21 protein-coding genes are annotated in these 20,593 nt (G+C 40.9%); 11 read left to right on the top strand and 10 right to left on the bottom strand.

Features of this window, described 5'->3' with window-relative positions; translation table 11 throughout:
• Positions 1-9: 9 nt before the first annotated feature.
• A complete protein-coding gene (locus tag H5126_RS12330; protein ID WP_024596662.1) occupies positions 10-591 on the bottom strand; it encodes an aminodeoxychorismate/anthranilate synthase component II in 582 nt (193 codons plus the stop codon).
• A gap of 550 nt (positions 592-1,141) precedes the next feature.
• Between H5126_RS12330 and H5126_RS12325 the strand changes: the two genes are divergently transcribed.
• Complete coding sequence (locus H5126_RS12325; RefSeq protein WP_002958856.1) at positions 1,142-1,384, top strand: YdcH family protein; 243 nt, start codon at positions 1,142-1,144, stop codon at positions 1,382-1,384.
• Positions 1,385-1,445: 61 nt separating this feature from the next.
• Here H5126_RS12325 and H5126_RS12320 read toward each other — a convergent pair whose 3' ends face one another.
• Positions 1,446-1,802, bottom strand: a complete 357-nt coding sequence (locus tag H5126_RS12320) for a putative quinol monooxygenase (protein WP_182720193.1) — start codon at positions 1,800-1,802, stop codon at positions 1,446-1,448.
• The gene (locus H5126_RS12315; protein ID WP_182720192.1) at positions 1,802-2,632 is read right to left on the bottom strand and encodes an SDR family NAD(P)-dependent oxidoreductase; all 831 of its coding nucleotides are present in this window, start codon (positions 2,630-2,632) and stop codon (positions 1,802-1,804) included. The genes H5126_RS12320 and H5126_RS12315 overlap by 1 nt, the downstream gene beginning before the upstream one ends.
• A 267-nt stretch (positions 2,633-2,899) precedes the next feature.
• Between H5126_RS12315 and galE the strand changes: the two genes are divergently transcribed.
• From galE to glpD, 7 genes are all read left to right on the top strand, one after another.
• On the top strand, positions 2,900-3,913 hold the full coding sequence (galE, locus tag H5126_RS12310) for a UDP-glucose 4-epimerase GalE (RefSeq protein WP_182720191.1): 1,014 nt from the start codon (positions 2,900-2,902) through the stop codon (positions 3,911-3,913).
• Position 3,914: 1 nt separating this feature from the next.
• A complete protein-coding gene (locus H5126_RS12305) occupies positions 3,915-4,979 on the top strand; it encodes a UDP-glucose--hexose-1-phosphate uridylyltransferase (RefSeq protein WP_182720190.1) in 1,065 nt (354 codons plus the stop codon).
• Positions 4,969-6,117: a galactokinase gene (galK, locus tag H5126_RS12300; RefSeq protein ID WP_024606495.1), complete on the top strand. Its 1,149-nt coding sequence runs from the start codon at positions 4,969-4,971 to the stop codon at positions 6,115-6,117. The genes H5126_RS12305 and galK overlap by 11 nt, the downstream gene beginning before the upstream one ends.
• A 19-nt stretch (positions 6,118-6,136) precedes the next feature.
• A complete protein-coding gene (locus tag H5126_RS12295; RefSeq protein WP_182720189.1) occupies positions 6,137-7,141 on the top strand; it encodes a Gfo/Idh/MocA family protein in 1,005 nt (334 codons plus the stop codon).
• Between the two features lie 29 nt (positions 7,142-7,170).
• Positions 7,171-8,493: a dienelactone hydrolase family protein gene (locus tag H5126_RS12290; protein WP_182720188.1), complete on the top strand. Its 1,323-nt coding sequence runs from the start codon at positions 7,171-7,173 to the stop codon at positions 8,491-8,493.
• A gap of 207 nt (positions 8,494-8,700) precedes the next feature.
• The gene (glpK, locus tag H5126_RS12285; protein WP_033013631.1) at positions 8,701-10,200 is read left to right on the top strand and encodes a glycerol kinase GlpK; all 1,500 of its coding nucleotides are present in this window, start codon (positions 8,701-8,703) and stop codon (positions 10,198-10,200) included.
• A 211-nt stretch (positions 10,201-10,411) separates the two neighbouring features.
• Positions 10,412-11,917 (top strand): glycerol-3-phosphate dehydrogenase, encoded by a 1,506-nt coding sequence (glpD, locus tag H5126_RS12280; RefSeq protein ID WP_024603610.1) that lies wholly within the window; start codon positions 10,412-10,414, stop codon positions 11,915-11,917.
• A gap of 59 nt (positions 11,918-11,976) precedes the next feature.
• Here the strand turns inward: glpD and H5126_RS12275 are convergent, their stop codons facing one another.
• Together H5126_RS12275 and H5126_RS12270 are read right to left on the bottom strand one after the other, a co-directional pair.
• Positions 11,977-12,927 (bottom strand): 2-dehydro-3-deoxygalactonokinase, encoded by a 951-nt coding sequence (locus H5126_RS12275; RefSeq protein ID WP_182720187.1) that lies wholly within the window; start codon positions 12,925-12,927, stop codon positions 11,977-11,979.
• Positions 12,928-12,930: 3 nt separating this feature from the next.
• Positions 12,931-13,689 carry an SDR family NAD(P)-dependent oxidoreductase gene (locus H5126_RS12270; RefSeq protein ID WP_182692714.1) on the bottom strand — a complete coding sequence of 253 codons (759 nt, stop codon included), beginning with the start codon at positions 13,687-13,689 and terminating at the stop codon, positions 12,931-12,933.
• Positions 13,690-13,888: 199 nt separating this feature from the next.
• On the opposite strand from H5126_RS12270, the gene H5126_RS12265 reads away from it, so the two are divergent.
• A complete protein-coding gene (locus H5126_RS12265) occupies positions 13,889-14,590 on the top strand; it encodes a FadR/GntR family transcriptional regulator (protein WP_024596672.1) in 702 nt (233 codons plus the stop codon).
• Between the two features lie 208 nt (positions 14,591-14,798).
• Here H5126_RS12265 and accC read toward each other — a convergent pair whose 3' ends face one another.
• The 5 genes from accC to cutA form a co-directional block, all read right to left on the bottom strand.
• The gene (gene accC / locus H5126_RS12260; RefSeq protein WP_002958843.1) at positions 14,799-16,139 is read right to left on the bottom strand and encodes an acetyl-CoA carboxylase biotin carboxylase subunit; all 1,341 of its coding nucleotides are present in this window, start codon (positions 16,137-16,139) and stop codon (positions 14,799-14,801) included.
• A 26-nt stretch (positions 16,140-16,165) separates the two neighbouring features.
• Entirely contained in the window at positions 16,166-16,630 is a 465-nt protein-coding gene (gene accB / locus H5126_RS12255) for an acetyl-CoA carboxylase biotin carboxyl carrier protein (protein WP_002958842.1), read from the bottom strand.
• A gap of 38 nt (positions 16,631-16,668) precedes the next feature.
• Positions 16,669-17,121, bottom strand: a complete 453-nt coding sequence (gene aroQ / locus H5126_RS12250) for a type II 3-dehydroquinate dehydratase (RefSeq protein WP_002958841.1) — start codon at positions 17,119-17,121, stop codon at positions 16,669-16,671.
• 228 nt (positions 17,122-17,349) lie between these two features.
• Positions 17,350-19,179 carry a protein-disulfide reductase DsbD gene (locus H5126_RS12245; protein WP_182720186.1) on the bottom strand — a complete coding sequence of 610 codons (1,830 nt, stop codon included), beginning with the start codon at positions 19,177-19,179 and terminating at the stop codon, positions 17,350-17,352.
• Positions 19,179-19,499, bottom strand: coding sequence for a divalent-cation tolerance protein CutA (cutA, locus tag H5126_RS12240; RefSeq protein ID WP_002958839.1), 321 nt, complete (start codon positions 19,497-19,499; stop codon positions 19,179-19,181). The genes H5126_RS12245 and cutA overlap by 1 nt, the downstream gene beginning before the upstream one ends.
• Positions 19,500-19,677: 178 nt before the next feature.
• Here cutA and H5126_RS12235 point away from each other — a divergent pair, with 178 nt between their 5' ends.
• Both H5126_RS12235 and H5126_RS12230 read left to right on the top strand, forming a co-directional pair.
• On the top strand, positions 19,678-20,154 hold the full coding sequence (locus H5126_RS12235) for an FxsA family protein (RefSeq protein WP_002958838.1): 477 nt from the start codon (positions 19,678-19,680) through the stop codon (positions 20,152-20,154).
• A 110-nt stretch (positions 20,155-20,264) separates the two neighbouring features.
• Positions 20,265-20,552: a co-chaperone GroES gene (locus tag H5126_RS12230; RefSeq protein ID WP_002958836.1), complete on the top strand. Its 288-nt coding sequence runs from the start codon at positions 20,265-20,267 to the stop codon at positions 20,550-20,552.
• The last annotated feature ends 41 nt before the right edge of the window (positions 20,553-20,593 follow it).

Genomic DNA, 20,593 nt, shown 5'->3' with positions numbered 1-20,593 from the left:
ATTATAACATTAGAAGCGAGTTAAAAAGTTATCAAGCAGTTCTAAGCCTTGAGCAGTTAAAATAGCTTCGGGATGAAACTGCACACCTTCGATAGCAAGTTCATTGTGTAACAACCCCATAATTTCGTCAAACTCGCCTTGCTCAGTTTGAGTCCATGCGGTTACTTCAAGCTCTTTAGGCAGAGTTTGCGCTTTAACCACTAAAGAATGATAACGACATACCGTTAACGGATTAGCTAAGCCTTTAAACACCCCTTTATTAGTATGAACTATGGGTGATGTTTTACCGTGCATTACTTTTTTAGCACGTATTACATCTCCACCTAAAGCTTGTGCGATAGTTTGATGCCCCAAGCAAATCCCTAAAATAGGATATTGCCCTTTTAGTTGCTCAACAACATTTAGTGAAATACCCGCTTCGTTAGGGGTGCATGGCCCTGGCGATAACACGATGTGCTGCGGGTTTAACTGTTTTATTTGTGCAATGCTTAGCTCATCATTACGTTTCACTAAAACGTCTTGATCTAAACGCTGAAAATATTGCACTAAGTTGTAAGTAAACGAATCGTAGTTGTCGATCATCAACAGCATTACACAACAGACCTTATAAATTATTGACCACTACTTTACACAAGTGGTACTAAGCGCTGCATTCTACCACTATTAATTAACCAACATAAATTAGCAAAAAGCGTTAAAAATTAACTCTTTTAGCTAAAATGCTTAAAAGCCTTTAGCGGGTATTGGTTTACTAAACTTTAACTCTGGTTAAGAGATTTACTAACGTATTGAATCATGATGATATTTAAATTTATTTTCTCTAGCCAGAGATTCCTTGCACCTTGAGCAATAATATCGAACCCTAAGCTTTTTACGATTAGTTAATACACCTACGTAGGCTGTATACCCCAACAATAAATTATTGACCTCTAAAGTACGTGCATTTATTGATCGCACTATTAAATACTTTGGTGAAATGCCTTACTGAGCAAAATAAACAGATTGTTTGTGCTACATCAAATTAGTGGCTCGATGGTTGAATTATATCTATGTAAGCCCCAGTGTATTATATGAAAGGCAGTAATTCACTTATACAACTCACTTACTTGTGAGCTCATTTATATCCTACTAAGGAGCGAATATGTTAGGCGAAGACCACTCATTAACAAACGACTTTCCAGAGTACTTAAAGACCATTGCCGAGTTAAATGAAAGCGATACTGAATTTGCAAAAAAAGCAGATAAGTACGACAAGCTAGATAAAGAGATTAGAGTGTTAGAGCTCAAAGATGCGCCCATAAGCGATGAGCAAATGCATCTATTAAAACACGAACGTACAGAATTAAAAGATTGGTTATACGAGCGCTTGCAGCAAGAGCAGTAATGCCACTAAAAAAGAGCTCACTGATGAGGTGAGCTCTTTAGATCAATAATGGGTATTTTCTCTAAAACTTTACAAAGCCACCCACAGGTTTCATAAATACACTGCTTGGGCCTGCATAGGCTTGTGCAAACTCTTCTGATAATTGACTAAATACCGTTACTTTATCCATATCAACTACGCTTAAAAATAGTGGGCCACTTTCGCCCCAACCAGCAAGATGCGCTTTAGCAGCATCTTCATCTTGGTAACGCTCGTAAATATGTACATTGCGCTTGTCATCACTTACTGTCCACTCATACACTAAAGTGCCCGCTTCACTTTTAGCCAAAGTAACTAATTGTGCCATTACCAGTAAAAACTCATCGTATTTACCTTCTTTAATTTGGCCTTGTACTGTCCAGGTAACATGCTTTTTCATTATGCTTTACCTAATTTAAGCTGTGCTAAAATACTGTCTAACGTATCTACTAGTTGTTGATTTTTAGCATTATCAAGTGCATCAACATGAGGAGGCGCGAAGCGTCCTGTATCGTTATCAAAATACAGGCCTGCGGCATCTTTAAATTCATCACTAAGCGCTGCGCGACAAAAAATATCTGCGCCAATTTTTAAATCCCCACCATCTATACCGTAAGCGTCTTTTACCATTTTGCTTCCCAGTAAAGATTTAGGGTTTACCGATACAACTAATGGCCCAGTATCTTTAAGCTCAAGCCCTAAATGACGTGACCACATAGTAATAGCCAATTTACTTTGTGCATAAGCCGCACTATCAGAAAGTTCAGTGTTACCCATAAGTGCATTTAAGTTAACGCTTGATTGCGCAGCTGATGACACATTAACCACTCGCGAATCATGACCAAGGACAGGTAATAATAGTTTTGTAAGAAGATATGGCGCAATCGTGTTTACAACAAAGCGAGCATCAAGGCCGTCAATTGTTGTAGCATCAACTAATTGATAAACGCCTGCATTATTAATAAGTACGTCAAGCTGGTTATTATTTTCGGCCAAATCGGCTAATACATTTTTTGCCAAAGTTTGAACTTGGCTCATATCGCTTAAATCAGCAATATAAGTATGTGTACTTGCATTTGGGTATTGCTCGGTTAAAGCTACTTGTAGCGCATTGAGCTTTGCTTGGCTGCGGCCATGTAATAATACGGTATGACCTTGTGCTAATAACATCTTTGCAGTTTCTAGCCCAATGCCATCGGTTGCGCCGGTAAGTAAAATTGTTTTGTTCATGTTGATCTCTCCTTACTTTATTTTCGCTATATTAGCACCCCGACTTACTGCTGATAATTAGGCCAATAGTTGAATCAGTTTATAGAATTAATTGATAAAGCTAAGCCTATGTTAGTTAATATAAAAGCATTCCTTTAAGAGGAAGATGAGTGTTTAAGCTGAATATTTTTTATGCTTTTATTTGAATTACTCAGCAATCATAACTATTGTTTTTAAACCACCTTAATAGTAGTATTTATCATATAAATACACTTTTCGAGAAATAACATGAAAGTTTTAGTCACTGGCGGCATGGGTTACATAGGTAGCCACACATGTATTGCATTGCATGAAGCAGGTATTACGCCTGTTATTTATGATAACTTGTCTAATGCAAGTGCGCGGGTACTTGACCAACTCGAAAAGATTACGGGTACTCGGTTTGAGTTTATTTTGGGCGACATTCAAGACGAGCAACAGTTTAAGCTCGCTCTAAAACACACTAAAGCCGAAGCTGTTTTTCACTTTGCAGCTTTAAAAGCCGTTGGCGAATCTACCGAGCAACCGCTGCGTTATTATCAAAATAACGTGTCGGGCACATTAAGCATGCTACAAAACATGCAAGATGAAGGCGTTAACCATATTATATTTAGCTCATCGGCTACAGTATACGGCGAGCCAGACTACCTCCCTATTGACGAAAAGCACCCTATACGCGCAACGAACCCTTATGGTTGGACTAAAGTCATGGTTGAACAAGCCATGCAAGACGTATGTAATGCCAACAGTCAATTTATGGGTATTGCGCTTCGTTACTTTAACCCAGTAGGTGCACACCCAAGTGGTTTATTAGGTGAAAGTCCTAATGGTATTCCTAATAACTTAATGCCATTTATTGCCCAAACTGCAGTAGGTAAACGTGACGTGGTAAATATTTTTGGTGACGACTACGACACCGAAGATGGCACAGGTGTGCGCGACTATATTCATGTTTTAGATTTAGCTAAAGGTCATGTTGCGGCATTTATGCAGCATAAAACAGATACCACATTTCATGCTTACAACTTAGGCACAGGGCAAGGTTATTCTGTGCTTGATATGATCAACGCATTTAGCGCATCAGCAAATAAAGATATTCCGTATAAGATTGCACCGCGCCGAGCAGGTGATATTGCCTGTAACTACGCCGATGCTACAAAAGCGCAAAACACACTTAACTGGTACGCAGAACTAACACTTAGCGACATGACAAACGACACATGGCGCTGGCAAACTAATTACCCAAGTGGGTTGGAGAGTTAACATGGCTTTATTAGAAAGTACTCACAGACGTAAAAATCCGCTAACGGGTCGTTGGGTATTAGTGTCACCACATCGTAATAACCGCCCATGGTTAGGCGCAACAGAAGCCGTTAACGAAAACGTATTACCAAAACACGATGAAAACTGCCCACTTTGCCCAAGTAATACCCGTGCAAATGGCGACAGTAACCCAGATTATAAATACACACACGTATTTAGAAATGACTTTGGTGCACTCACACCTAATGCCAGCGAGCAATTACAAAGCTTAGAGTCAGACAGTGATTTATTTATTGCCGACGAAGCCAGTGGCGAATGCCGCGTAATTTGTTTTTCTCCAGAGCATAATAAAACACTACCAGAGCTTAGCCAAAACGCATTGCACGAAGTAGTGAAAACCTGGAAACAAAATTACACAGAGCTTGCACAGCAGTACGAATGCGTACAAGTTTTTGAAAATAAAGGCGAGATAATGGGTTGTTCGCAACCTCATCCTCACGGCCAAGTTTGGGCTCACTCGCATTTATCAACCGAAATAGAAGCCGAAGATACCCAGCAGCTCGCCTATTATAAAAAGCATGGCACAGCTATGCTTGCCGATTACGCGCAAAAAGAGCAAGCAGATCAAACACGTGTTGTATTTGAAAACGAACATTGGCTTGTTGTAGTGCCATTTTGGGCAGCATGGCCGTTTGAAACAATGCTAGTAACTAAAGATAACATTCAAAACTTTAGCCAGCTAAACGATGCGCAAACAGACTCTTTGGCTCAGGCACTTAAAGTATTAACCACTAAGTACGACAACGTATTTAATTGCAGCTTCCCATACTCAATGGGATGGCACAATGCACCGGCTAACAGAGGCTCTGATGAGCAACATTGGCGTTTGCATGCCCATTTTTATCCGCCGCTACTTCGCTCTGCTACTGTTAAAAAACACATGGTAGGCTACGAAATGCTAGGCGAAAGCCAGCGCGATTTAAGCGCAGAAACCGCTGCTTCTATTTTAAAAGCAGCCAGTACAACACACTATAAAGATACAGCAGGACACACAGATGAAGCTTAACGAATTCCAACAACAATTTTTGTCACTGTATGGCGCGCCTGCTCAAGGTATTGCAGCAGCACCGGGGCGTGTAAACCTTATTGGCGAATTTACCGACTACAACGACGGTTTTGTTTTACCCTGTTCGTTAGAGTTTCGTACCCAAGTGATGTTTAAAGAGCGCGACGACAATATTATTACTGTGCATTCTTTAAATTACCCAGGCGAAAAAGACAGCTTTAGTGTTGATGAAGAAATCACTGAAGGCCAGTCGCAATGGGGTAACTACATTCGTGCTGTTACTTATGTTCTTAAAAGAGCGGGCTACACACTGCGTGGCGCCGACCTACTTATTGACAGCAACTTACCGCAAGGTAGTGGCTTGTCGTCATCGGCCGCACTAGAAGTTGCTGTAGGCGGTATGTTTAACCATATTGCACAGCTTGGTTTACCGCCAGAGCAAATTGCGCTATTTGGTCAAGAAGCCGAAAACGACTTTATGCATTGCCAATGCGGCATTATGGATCAGCTTATTTCAGCTAAAGGCGAGAATGGTCATGCACTATTAATCGACTGTGAAAACCTCGCAACCAAATCAGTTAAAGTTCCTGATGATTTAAATATTGTTATTGTTAATTCAAACTACCCGCGTAAGTTGGTTGATAGCGAATACAACCAGCGCCGTATTGACTGCGAACAAGCTGCTGTAAAAATGGGTGTAGAAACACTTCGCCAAGCCACCATGGCTGGCCTGCAAGCAGTAAAAGCGACATTAAGCGAAAACGAATATAAACGTGCACACCACGTAATTAGCGAAAACGACCGTGTAATTGCAGCAACTACTGCACTACAAAATAACGATATGGATGCACTTCGCACGCTAATGGCAGCATCGCATCAATCACTTAAACACGACTTTGAAGTAACCGTACCTGCAACCGATGGCTTAGTAGAAATTTGTAAAGAAGCGATGGGCGAGCGTGGCGCAGTTCGTATGACAGGGGGTGGTTTTGGTGGCGCAATTGTATGTTTATGTCGTGATGCGGAAGTACCACTAATTAAAGCAGCGGTAGAAAAGCATTACTTTGAACGCTTTAATTTAAATGCTGATATTTACGTATGTTCAGCGGGTTCAGGATTACAAATTACGTCTTTTTAAATAAACTTAAGGAATAAGCATGGCAAAGGTTAATTGGGGAATTATTGGGTGTGGCAATATAGCTCACACCTTTGCTACAAGCATTGCGCATTGCAGTGATGCACAGCTTATTGGCGCGGCATCAACGAGTATACAGCGCGCTAAAGAATTTGCCACACTGTACAATATTCAAGGCTATGAAAGCTATCAAGCTCTTATGCAATGCCCAAATATAGATGCTATTTATATTGCCAATACCCACGATCAACACTTTAAAACTATCGCCCAATGCTTAAAACACAATAAGCACGTGCTAAGCGAAAAACCAATTACCGTTAATGCTAAGCAGTTGCAAAGTCTCACTGAGCTTGCAAAACAACAAAACTGCTTTTTAATGGAAGGCGTTTGGATGCGATTTTTACCAGCCATAGTAAAATTACAACAGCTCCTAAATGAAGGTGTTATTGGTAATGTGCACAGTGTAAATGCCAACTTTAGTTTACCCGGCAGCTTTGCCGACAGCCACCGATTAATGAACCCTGTAACAGCGGGTGGCGCCCTACTCGATTTAGGTATTTATCCTATTTCGATTGCTGATGTGGTATTTAATAAAGCCCCTAAACACATCAAATCCTTTGTACATAAAAGCACAACCGGCGTTGATGAGCGAAGCACTGCTATAGTTGATTACGGTAACGGGCAATTTGCATCTCTTGCCAGCGCACTGCAGCAAAATGGCCCAACAGAAGCATGTATTAATGGTGAGCTTGGCTATATTCGAATACCTCAGTTTGTAGGTGCACAAAATCTAGAGCTACACATAAAAGACCAAGACCCTCAGTACTTTGAATACAACTTTAGTGACGATGAAAACTTTAAGTTTGAAATTGCACATGTCACGCAGTGTATATTACAAAAACAAACTCAAAGCAGCGTGTTGCCCCTCAGTACTAGCTTACGAGTTATGAACATAATGGATACCTTACGAGCACAGTGGCAGCTGCAATACAGCAATGCCGTCGAGTCGGCTGAACTGACTAATTAAAAAATAAAAATACACAACAAGGACACACAATGACACACACACTCAAGGCGCTTTCAAAAGCCATATTACTTGCAACGTGCAGTTTATCTGCCAGTGTAGCTGTTGCTGAATCTAATAAACCAGAGCAGCTATACCCGCCAATCACTAGCGAAGTACTGCCAGAGCTTGCAGCTAAAGGTAGCTACAATGTAGGTGTGCAAACACTTGATTTAGTTAACCCTGCGCAATTTGACCCCGCTACACAAGGTCAAAAAGATCGTCCTTTAAAAGTAGAGGTGTGGTATCCGGCTGCAAATACAGCAAAAGCGCCACTTAGCAGCTACACAGATGAAACTCGCTCAGGTAAAGAGTTTACTTTGCAAGCCGATGCAATGCGTGATGTCGCCATTAATAATAAAGAGCACTACCCTGTGATAGTGCTTTCGCACGGTTATACCGGTTACCGTACAATTATGTACTACCTTGGCGAGCATTTAGCGTCGCACGGTTACATTGTGGTAGCTATTGACCATACTGACTCAACCAATGCCGATGTTGATTTTAAAAACGCACCGTTCTCTGGCTTTTTTAGCACGCTTATAAATCGCTCACGCGATCAGCAGTTTGTAATTAATTACTTTAATGAGCAAAACAACTTTGCCAGCAAGCAGGTAGATAACAAAAGCGCAGGTGTAATTGGTTACTCAATGGGTGGCTATGGCGCGGTAAATACGATAGGTGGTTGTTACGCTTTTAATGAGCAAACTACGGCTATGTTTACGGGTATGAAAGACCCAGCTCAAATTAAAAAAGTACAGCAATTACTAAACAGCTGCGCTGGTGGACAATACCAAAACCCAAAAATAGACCCTCGTATAAAAGCGATGGTGGCCTTTGCACCATGGGGCGGACAGCACGCTATATTTGATGCCAAAGCAATGGAAAATATTAAAGTACCTTCGCTTTATGTAGCTGGTGACTTAGATGACATTTCAGGCTATGAAGGCATTAAAAGTCTTTATGAACAAACAGGCAGCAAAGATAAGTACATGCTTACTTACAAAAATGCACGCCATAATATAGCACCACACCCAGCCCCTGCTATTGCACAAAGCAGCAGTGAGCTAGATATAGGCCATTACTATGAGCCTTCGTGGTCTATGCGCACACTAAACGAGACCAACAAACACTTTGTACTTGCCATGATGGATTGCCACGTAAAAGGCATAGCCAGCGAGTGTAAATACTTAGATTTACCACAAAACGGCGACCAAGCTGTTGTTGATGGTAAGCCGCTGCCACAGTGGCGCGGGTTTGATAATCGCTTTTCTACCGGTATGGATTGGCAACAAGCTAAACCTCACACCAAGTAATAATAAGCTTTAAGCGGTTGTTTTAATCAATAGCCGCATACGCCCTTAAAATAATGCAAAAATAAAACGCCTTTTATATAAAAGAGTTACCAGCAAATATTGGCGTGTTTATTTTTTAATCTGCTATTTTAAGAAAAAACCATTGCCATTAACTTCGGTTAAAGGCAATCTAGTCATATATAAGATAAGATAAATAACACAAATATCATGTCCAAATACATACTATCAATTGATCAAGGAACCACAAGCTCTCGGGCCATCTTGTTTACAAAAGATGCAGACGTTTTTGGTACAGCACAACAAGAATTTTCGCAGCATTTTCCACAAAATGGTTGGGTAGAACACGACCCTAACGATATTTGGCAAACAGTGCTTAGCACTAGTCGCGAAGTGTTAACTAAAAACGATGTAAAGCCTGAAGAAATTATTGCCATTGGTATCACCAATCAGCGCGAAACCACTTTGGTATGGAACAAAAAAACAGGCAAAACAATTTATAACGCTATTGTATGGCAAGACCGTCGCACCAGTGACTATTGCGAAAGCCTAACAACTGATGAGCTTTGCCAAACAATAAGCGATAAAACAGGCTTACTGCTCGACCCTTATTTTTCGGCCACTAAAGTTCGTTGGATTTTAGATAACGTTGAAGGCGCACGCGAACAAGCCCTTGCAGGTGAGCTCGCCTTCGGTACGGTTGACACTTACCTACTTTGGCAGCTAACTGGCGGTAAAGAGCACCGCACCGATGCAACCAATGCATCGCGCACCATGTTATTTAATATTCACACCCAGCAGTGGGATCAAGAGCTTTTAGAGTTATTCGATATTCCAGAATCTATGCTGCCAGAAGTAATGGATTCTGCTGACGAGTTTGGTTCAACCAGCGCTGATATTTTTGGCGCGCCAATTCGCGTATGTGGTATTGCAGGCGATCAACAAGCTGCGCTTGTAGGACATGCATGTTTTGAACAAGGCATGGCTAAAAGTACTTACGGTACTGGCTGTTTTTTAATGCTTAACACTGGCGAAAAAGCACTGACCTCAGAAAACCGCTTATTGACCACTGTTGCCTACAGATTAAACGGCAAGCCAACTTACGCCATTGAAGGCAGTATATTTATGGCTGGCGCAACTATGCAGTGGATTGTTGAAGGCTTAAAGCTACTTAGCCATGCTGGCGAAAGTGAGTCGATGGTTAAAGATGTACCGCTCGATCATGGTGTTTTTTTAGTGCCTTCATTTACTGGTTTAGGCGCTCCTTACTGGGACCCTAATGCGCGTGGCGCTATTTTAGGGCTAACACGCGACTCTGGTATTAGCACTATTGTTGCTGCAGCGCTGCAATCAGTTGGCTACCAGACCAAAGATTTACAAAAAGCGATGGAGCGTGATGGCCTTCGCCCAAGTGTGCTTCGTGTAGATGGCGGTATGGTAAAAAATAATTGGGTTATGACCTTTTTATCAAATATTTTAGGTGCAACAGTTGAGCGACCAACAGTGACCGAAACCACCTCTTTAGGGGTCGCTTATTTAGCAGGCTTGCAAGCAGGTGTGTACGAGTCAACTGAACAGTTATCTAAAATGTGGACATGCGACCGTCGCTTTGAGCCCACCATGAGTGCCGACGAGCGTAACGATCTATACGCAAAATGGCAGCACTGCGTAGCTCAAGTCTGCTTAACGAATAAAAACTGCCCGCAGTAAATACTAAGTGGTTAAGGCCAGTACTTTAGCCACTTTGCTTTTTTAACTTAGCTAAATGCTAGATTTAAAAGGCATGTTTTACTGCTTTAAATTGAAAATGGATTGGCGTCAAAATTAACGAATAAAAAACTGGGTTTTCTATTGTCAAATGAAAACAGCAGCTTTATGATGCTTATGTCTTATTTATATTACAAATAAAAAGGTTAGCTCGGTGGAATTAGCAGATAACGAATATGACTTACTAGTCATCGGTGGCGGTGTAAACGGCACTGGAATAGCAGCTGATGCAGCTGGCAGAGGGTTAAAAGTTCTATTGTGCGAACAATCAGACCTTGCCTGTGCAACATCTTCAAACAGTTCTAAGCTGATCCACGGCGGTCTGCGCTACCTTGAGCATTACGAATTTAGATTAGTAAAAGAAGCGCTAGCAGAGCGTGAAGTGCTACTTAAAAACGCACCTCATATTATGTGGCCGCTAACCTTTAGATTGCCGCATCAAAAACACCTCCGCCCTGCGTGGATGATTCGTATTGGCTTGTTTATGTATGACAACCTAGCAAAGCGCGAAACACTAGCGGGTTCTCGAAGCATTAAATTTGGTGAAAATAGCGTTTTAGAACCCTCTATTACTAAAGGTTTTGAATACTCAGATGGCTGGGTTGATGACTCTCGCCTAGTCGTTTTAAACGCCCTAGCAGCGCAACAAAAAGGTGCTGTTATTACCACGCAAACTAAGTGTGTAAATGCTAAACGAGAGCAAGGTAAATGGCAGGTAACCCTTGAGCAGCAAAAGAGCAAAGCTAAATACACCATTTCTGCCAAAGGCATTGTTAATGCTGCGGGTCCTTGGGTAGCTAAATTATTTGACGAAGCACTAACAGAAAAATCACCACAAAATATTCGCCTTGTAAAAGGTAGCCACATTGTAGTGCCTCGCATTCACGATGAAAAACAAGCTTATATTTTACAAAATAAAGATCAGCGTATTGTGTTTGTTATTCCGTTTGAAGATGACTTCTCACTTATTGGCACAACCGATGTAGAACACAAAGGTGAAGCACAAGACGTTAAAATTAGTGATGAAGAAATTGATTACTTAATTGATATTACTAATACCTACTTTAAACAACCGATTAAACGCGAAGACATAGTACATACCTTTTCTGGTGTACGCCCATTACTTGATGACGAATCAGTTAATGCACAAGCCGTTACTCGCGATTATAAATTAGAGCTTTCGAGTGATGCTAAGCAAACACCTCTACTGAGTGTGTTTGGCGGAAAAATTACAACTTATCGCAAACTTGCCGAAGCTGCGGTTAATAAGCTTGAAGATTTTTATCCGCAAATGAGCAATGCGTGGACCAAACATAGTCCGCTCCCTGGTGGTGATTTTAGCTCTGTAGAAGCACTTAAATCAGAGCTAAAAGCAAAATACGCATGGCTACCTGAAATAACACTTAAACGCTTTGTACGCACTTATGGTACTCGTGCTAAACATATTTTAGGTAGTGCAACTGGGCTGAGTGATTTAGGCCAAGATTTTGGCCATGGTTTATTTGCAGCAGAAGTAGATTACTTGCTAAATGAAGAGTGGGCAGAAAACGCATACAATATTTTATGGCGCCGCAGCAAATTAGGACTACGTTTTAATGAGGCGCAAGTTGCTGCGCTTAATGATTATATTGAGCATAACCAAGCAGCTAAAAGCGCTTAACTATCAAGTTATAATAACTTCCTGTTAACCCCTTTATAATTTAACCGTTATAAAGGGGTTTATTTTTTTGACTCTAAATTAAATAAATAATTAAAGCCGCTAAGCGTCGCTGTTTTAATATCAAACTCAACACACTTCACACCTATTTGGTTAAGCGCCGTAGTAAAACACTTATTCAGCTGCTTTGTGCCAATCACCACAACTTGCGTATCACTTAATAATTGCCATTCGCTAGCGTGGCGAGCTGCTCGTACATCGCTGCCAATTAATACACCCGACAAATAGGCTTTAGCTTGTACTGGCGTTAACTCCTTTGAAAGCTGGCGGGTACGCACACTAAAAATACCATGTGCCAAGTTACCGCTATCACTACCTAAAGTTAGCTCACAGCCTTGCTCAAATGCTTTAAAGTCAAACTCACCTTCTGCACAGTCGTTAGGAATTAAAACACTTTGATGACATAACAAATCATATAGCTCGCCGGTCATGGCTGTTTTAAAGCAAATGATTTCGCCATTATTTATAAGCACCCATTTGGTATGTGTGCCAGGCAAACAGAGTAATATTTTACCTTGTTGATACTCTGGGTTTTGCTTTAAAAACCCTAAAATTTGCAGCTCTTCGCCGCGCATTACATCAAACAAGCCATTTTGCAGCGTACACTTTGTGCCAGGTAACGCTTTAATAATATGCCCATCGCAATCAAAGCTAACAGCAGCATTAAGTAACCCTTCGGGATTAATTGGGCATTCTAAATAAGGTGTTTCGTGCCAGCCGATGCTTGAGGTAATTTGTCCTGCAATATATATAGGTAAGCTGCCATACTCTTGCTTCCACACCGCAATGGTGTCGATTAGGGTTTGCTCAAAATTTTGATTTGCCTTAACAACGCCAGGGCCATCACGTTGTGCTAATAGTTTAAGTGTTGATTTCGCTCGTACTTCGCACAAATAAGCGCGTAAATGGCTCGTGCCCCAGTCAACAGCAATAAAAAGAAATGAAGTAGCCAAGCTTTAAAGCCTCCCACCGTCAATTTTAATACTTTGCCCGGTGATCATACTGCTTTCATTGGCGGCTAAAAAGAGTGCCAAATTAGCAACATCTTCAGGAGTTACTAATTTTTTAAGCGCCATGGCTTCCATCCACTTAACTTGCTCTTCTTCGGTAAACCAGCTTGCTAGTTGACGGTCGGTAGCCACCCACCCTGGTAAAATAGCGTTAACGCGAATACCAAACTCGCCGTAATCGCGAGCCAGTGCCTTAGTCATACCAATTAGGCCTGCTTTTGCGGTTACATAGCCTGCCATTTGAGGTTGCCCCATAATAGCGTTAATAGAACTAAAGTTAATGATACTGCCCGCTCCATCGCCCTTCATAAAAGACATAGCAACTTGAGAGGCAAAAAATGCAGGGTTTAAGTTTATTTGTAAGCACTGATCCCAGTCTTGCACTGTAACGTCTTCGCTTGCTTGACGGCGATCGTTCGCTACATTATTAACTAGTACATTAATGGCACCAAAAGCGGCGCATGCATCCACAAGTGATTGCTGAAGTGCATGAGAGTCAGTTACATCAACTTGCCTATACCATAGTTTTGCATTGGGTAAATCACGAATAAGCGATTGCGCTGCCTTATCATCAATATCTATAAATGCTACTTTTGCATTTTGGTTTACAAAGGATTTAACCATTGCTCTACCAATGCCTGATGCACCGCCTGTAATAAAAATAACTTTACCAGAAAGACTATGATATTGAGCTAGGGTGTTCAAATTCAACTCTCCATATAGCGCATTTTCAATTTTATTTAAACCCTTTATAAACTTACATTTACAGTATAAAGAGCCAAACTAAGTCGTTATTGCTGTGTTAAAATATTTAGCTAATTAAAAGTTTATATCATATCCTTGAGTACATTAATATGATATATGATATATAATAAAGCAATATATCAACTCGGAATCCTGCGCAATGAAAAGCCAACCCCGTCAAAATTTAACACAACAATTAACCCACGATTTGGGTTTTGCTATTGTGCGTGGTGTTTACCCTGTAAGCGAAGGCCTGCCTTCTGAAGCCGATTTATGTATAAAGTATGATGTAAGTCGCAGCGCTACCCGCGAAGCGGTAAAAATGCTCTCTGCTAAAGGGTTAATTTCATCGCGTCCTAAGCAAGGTATTCGTGTATTACCTGAAAGTAGCTGGAACATGTTTGATACCGACGTACTACGTTGGATTTTAAGCAGTAAGCCATCACTGTCGTTATTAAAAGAGTTTACTCAAGTACGCGTAGCCCTTGAACCACAAGCGGCCGCTCTTGCAGCACTAAATGCAACTGCTGAACAACTCGCTGATATAGATAGTGCCTTAGCCCGTATGGCTGAAGCAGACGAAGGCTTAGACGACCCATTAGAAGCCGACATTGCTTTTCATACCAGCATATTAGTGGCCAGTAACAATCGCTTTTTTGTGCAGTTAACTGAGTTTATTAGTACAGCCCTTAGAGTAAGTATTCGTTATACAAACCATATTAAAGGTGTACCGGGCGCAGATGTTGCTAAGCACGCTGATATTTTAGAGACCATAAAGTCACGCGATCCTGAGCGCGCTAAAAAAGCAGTAGAAACAATTTTAGAAGAAGCACTACAGTTAATTGAATCTAAATTAGTGTAATGTTAGTTCAACATATTATATAAATATTGAGTCCATCGAATTTACTCTTTGCAGTATATTTTATGGACTTTTTTATTGCCTATAAAACTTAAATTACAGGCATTAAAAAATCCGATATCAGTCTCCTGATATCGGATTTTCAATTATTTAAATCAGCTTAATAACTCGGGTTATTAACTAAGATAAAACGCCTTTTTACAGACTAGAATTACAATCCTAATTTCTTCTCAAGATAGTGGATGTTAGTACCACCATTTTGGAAGTTTTCATCTGCAAGAATTCTCTTATGCAAAGGAGTATTAGTTTTAATTCCGTCAATTACTAGCTCGTTAAGTGCATTGCGCGCGCGGGCAATAGCTACGTCACGGTTTTCACCGTAAGTAATTAACTTACCAATCATTGAATCGTAATGTGGTGGAACCGTATAGTCAGCGTAAATATGGCTGTCCCAACGAATACCTAAGCCACCAGCAGGATGGAAACGTGTAATTTTACCCGGTGAAGGGATAAACGTTTCAGGGTCTTCAGCATTAATACGACACTCAATAGCATGACCACGAATAACAACGTCGTCTTGCGTGAATGATAATGGTTGACCCGCAGCAATTTTTAACTGCTCTTTGATTAAATCAATACCAGTAACCATTTCAGTTACAGGGTGTTCAACCTGAATACGTGTATTCATTTCGATGAAGTAAAACTCGCCGTTTTCGTATAAAAACTCAAACGTACCAGCACCGCGGTAACCGATTTCGATACATGCACGTGTACAGCGTTCACCAATAAATTTACGTGTTTCTGCAGTAATACCTGGCGCTGGTGCTTCTTCAACTACTTTTTGGTGACGACGTTGCATAGAACAATCACGTTCACCTAAATGTACTGCATTACCTTGGCCATCTGCTAATACTTGAACTTCGATATGGCGTGGGTTTTCAAGGAATTTCTCCATGTAAACCATGCTATTACCAAAGAACTGCTTAGCTTCTTGCTGTGTTAATGCAATTGAATCAATAAGTTCAGATTCGCTACGAACAACACGCATACCACGACCACCACCGCCACCAGCGGCTTTGATGATTACCGGGTAACCGATTCGTTTAGCGATTTGCATGTTACGTTCTTTATCATCTGATACCGGACCATCAGACCCTGGTACACATGGAACGCCTGCTTTACGCATTGCTGAAATAGCAGAAACTTTATCACCCATAAGGCGAATAGTGTCACCTTTTGGACCAATAAATACAAAACCACTTTGCTCAACTTGGTCGGCAAAATCAGCGTTTTCTGCAAGGAAACCGTAACCTGGATGAATCGCTACAGCGTCAGTTATTTCAGCCGCAGCAATAATGCGCGGGATATCTAAATAACTTTCAGTTGCTGATGGTCTACCAATACAGATGGTTTCATCTGCAAGCAATACATGCTTAAGATCGCGATCCGCCGTTGAATGCACAGCAACCGTTTTGATCCCAAGCTCTTTGCAGGCGCGCAATATACGAAGTGCAATTTCACCTCGGTTTGCAATGACTACTTTATCTAACATTAGAGTTGGCCTTTTAGGTTACGCTATTATTCAATGATGAATAGAGGTTGATCAAATTCTATTGGCTCGCCATTTTCAGCTAAGATAGCTCTTACTGTACCGGCTTTATCTGACTCAATTTGGTTCATCATTTTCATAGCTTCGATAATACAAAGCGTATCGCCAACTTTAACTTGCTGACCAACTTCTACATACGCTGGAGCTTCAGGAGACGCTGCTGCATAGAAAGATCCAACCATTGGTGATTTAACTTGATGGCCAGTAGGTTCTGCTGGAGCTGCTGCTTCAACTGCTACAGGAGCTGCTGCAACTGGAGCTGGGGCTGCTGGCGCCGGTGCATATTGCTGTGGAGCAAATTGCGGGTAACCAGGGCCTGCGCTCATGTTGTTACGGTTAATACGTACTGATTCTTCACCTTCAGTGATTTCTAGCTCAGCAATACCTGATTCTTCTACTAATTCGATAAGCTTCTTTATCTTGCGAATATCCATTACACGACCCGCCTGTTTGTTTGTGTGTTAATTTAAAATTAAATCGAGTTTTTCAACCGGCTCACAGCGGCATTTAATGCTGCGTGGTAACCCATTGCACCTAATCCACATATCACGCCTTGTGCCACATCAGAAAAATACGAATGATGACGAAAGGCTTCACGTGCGTGCACATTACTTAAGTGCACTTCAAAAAACGGAATATCAACACTTAGCAATGCATCACGTAATGCAACGCTTGTATGCGTAAATGCAGCAGGGTTAATTATTATGTAATCAACCGCTTGCCAAGCACTGTGTATTCGCTCAATGAGGGCTTGCTCACTATTACTTTGAAAATGTGCTAACTCAACATCTAGACTATCAGCGGCACTGGTTAGTTCGCTCATAATTTCACTTAGCGTTTGAAAACCGTATTTATCCGGTTCACGCTTGCCAAGCATGTTCAAATTTGGACCATTTATAACTAAAAGGTTAAATTTTGCAGCCATAATACGCGATATATCCTATAAGTAATGAGTTAAGCGGTTGCTAAGTAGTTTTTCGCTTTTAAGTAAGCAGAAAAAAGTAATGTAGCAACAAATTCTCACGTTAACCAACTATTATAGTGATTTCGATGTAAATAGCAGCAAAATACTGGTCCAATCTCTATTTTGGGAACGAAGAACTAGGAGGGAGTCGTAAGCCACTTGGTATATCCAAGTGGCTCTATTGCACTATTATTGTGCGCTGGCGCGCACTGTAGCAAGGTGTTTAGCAAAATCTTCTGCGTTTAAAAAGCCGGTTACACGTTGTGTAGTTAGCTCTTTACCTTGGCTGTTAAAAAACAAAATACTAGGTAAACCAAACACGGTGTACTCTTCCATTAACTCAATTGTTTTATTGTCACTGTTTGTTAAATCAACTTGAATTAGCTGATAATGGCTAAATTCACTTTGCACTTTGGCATCTGGAAACGTGTAATGCTCAAACTCTTTACACGCCACACACCAGTCAGCATATAAGTCGACCATAACCATTCGACCTTCATTACTCGCTTGCGCTACGGCTTCTTTTAGCTCAGCTAAATCCGCCACCTTTTTAAACTCATTACTTTGTGAGCTAACTTGCACAGCTTGTACTGGCCAAAAGTAGTTTTTAGTTAACGTAAACCCTGTCATAACTAATAGCGTTGCAGCAAACCATAATGCAGTTTTTAACTTGCTTTGTGTTTGGCTACTTTGCCAGTGATGTAGGTAAAGTGCCGTTGCTAATGCAAGCACACCTGCCATTAATAATATAATGTCGGCGCTTACTAGTCGCTCAAGTAATATAAGCGGCACAACGAGCATCACAAAACCAAACAAGGTTTTAACTTGCTCCATCCAACCACCTGCTTTAGGCAGCAATTTACCGCCAGATGTACCAAGTAATAAAAGTGGTAACCCCATACCTAAACTAAGCACGTATAGTGTTAAACCACCTACTAAGTAATCACCACTTTGCGCAACAAATAAGAGCGCCGCCGACAGTGGCGCTGTAGTACACGGTGATGCAATTAGCCCCGACAGTACGCCCATTAAAAATACGCCAACGTAGTTGCCGCCTTTTTGATTGTTACTTACTTGGGTTAGCTTGCTCATCATACTGCTTGGCAGTTTAATTTCGTACCAACCAAACATCGACATAGCCAATAATACAAATAGTAAACTAAAGCTAACTAATACAAATGGATGCTGTAAATACCCCTGCACTTGCCCACCAAGCGCCGCAACAACTAAACCAAGCGCTGCATAGGTAACTGCCATACCTTGTATATATACAAACGACAACGCAAACGCTTTTTTAGTTGAAAGGTTTTGCTGACCCGCAATTAAGCTCGACAAAATAGGAAACATAGGGAATACGCACGGCGTAAAAGCAAGGCCTACACCAACAACAAAAAATATAAGTAAATTAGTTATTAAGCCCTGACTTGCTAATTGTTCAGTAAAAGTAAGTTCTTTTTCGGTATCATCCGAATTTGTTGTAGGTTCAGTAGCTGGCTCGTTTAGTGCTGCAAATGTACTTTGCGCTGTTGCCGCTTCATCGGTAGCGCTATTTTGATCTACATTTTTAACCTGTGCACCACTAATAACACTAAGTGGGATGCTGATTACTTCTGGTGGATAGCAAAGCCCTGCTTTTGCACAGCCTTGGTAACGAACCTTAACCACGGCGCCTTCGGTTACATTACTTAGCTTACTAATAACACTCGCGGAATTAAAAAAAACCTCTGTTTTGCCAAAAAATTCATCTTCAATAATTTCGCCACGGCCAGAGTCGCCTACTTGAACGTTTGCACCTTTGGCGATAATTTCTATTTTCTTTTTATATAAATAATAGTCTGGCGCTATATCCCAACCTACAAACAAGGTACTGCCTTGTTGGTCAAAATCAAAAACAAACGCTTGGTCTACTGGTAAAAAAGTCTGTTGAGGAGGCCCAAGTAGATCACCAAGCACATTATTAGTCGCAGCCTTTACGGGTACGGTTAATAATGTAACCAACAATAAAAAGAAAAAACGCATTAATTCAGTACCTCGTCCATCCAATTAAAATACGCCAAATTACCAGTTGAAACTTCTACAACCTGAATCTCTGGCACTTCGTAGCTATGTAGCTCTTTTATTGTTAAAAACACATCGTTCATTTTATCTGCTTTTGTTTTTATAAGTAGCTTGGCTTCAGTTGCTTCTGCTACTTCGCCCTCCCACATATAAATAGAGCCCATGTTAGGTAAAATATTTACACAAGCTGCTAGCTTTTTTTCTACCAACGCCCTTGCTAGGCTGCGTGCTTCTGCTTCGTCTTTGCAAGTCGTAAAAATCATTTTAAAATGCGTAGTCATTATGAACCTATTCTTATTGGACAGTGTCTAGCTTCATAGTATCTGATAGCCGATACAATGTGTAGACGCTTAAATATCAGTAAAATGACTATACCTATGCCCTAACCTTGAAAAGAGACCTAGTCACCCTCATTTATATTTCATCAACTCTTTTGAGTGTCATTATTTAGAGAGCGCTATGTTTAGATTTTTATTTGTGTTGTTTATCATCATCCCTATTATCGAAATCGCCTTACTGATTCAAGTAAGCGATGTGATTGGCGGATTTGCAACAATTGCACTTGTTGTTATTACCGCGATTTTAGGTGCCAAAATGGTTAAAACACAAGGTATGGGTGCGCTGCAAAACGTACAAGCGCAAATGGCGCAAGGGCAAATGCCAGCCAAAGAATTATTTACCGGAATATGCGTTGTAATTGCAGGGGTATTATTACTTACTCCTGGCATTATGACCGACGTGTTTGGGTTACTATTATTAACGCCTGCAATTCGTAACAAACTGGCCGCAGGCCTTGCTAGCCAAGCAACTGTTAGAATGAGCGCAGGTAGGCAACAAGGGCCATCGCCGTTTGCTGGGCAGCAACATGCTGAACGAGAGCAAGGGCAAATGGAACGACCAACGACTATTGATGGCGAATATGAGCGAAAAGATTAAAAATTTATCATTTTTTCTCTTGGAATTTTACACTCTACCCCCATTAATGAATGCAAATTAGAAAAGCTTTTTTCTGTACTGTTCAGAAACTGTTAGGAGAACTAAAAAACATGAACATTCGTCCTTTACAAGATCGCGTAATCGTTAAACGTCTAGAAGAAGAAACAAAATCTGCTGGCGGTATTGTATTAACTGGCTCTGCAGCTGAAAAATCAACTCGCGGAGAAGTTGTAGCCGTAGGTAATGGTCGCGTTTTAGATAACGGTGACGTGAGAGCGTTAGAAGTTAAAGCCGGTGACACTGTGTTATTTGGCTCATATGTTGAAAAAGTTGAAAAGATCGAAGGTCAAGAGTACCTGATCATGCGTGAAGATAATATTTTAGGCATTGTAGGCTAAACCTACTTTTCGTTTATAAACATTTAAGAATTTAGAGGAAT

This window comes from Pseudoalteromonas sp. SG45-3, from assembly GCF_014164075.1.
GTDB classification, from domain to species: domain Bacteria; phylum Pseudomonadota; class Gammaproteobacteria; order Enterobacterales; family Alteromonadaceae; genus Pseudoalteromonas; species Pseudoalteromonas distincta.
Note: the sequence above shows the minus strand (reverse complement) of the source record. Positions and strands in the feature narration are given on the sequence as shown.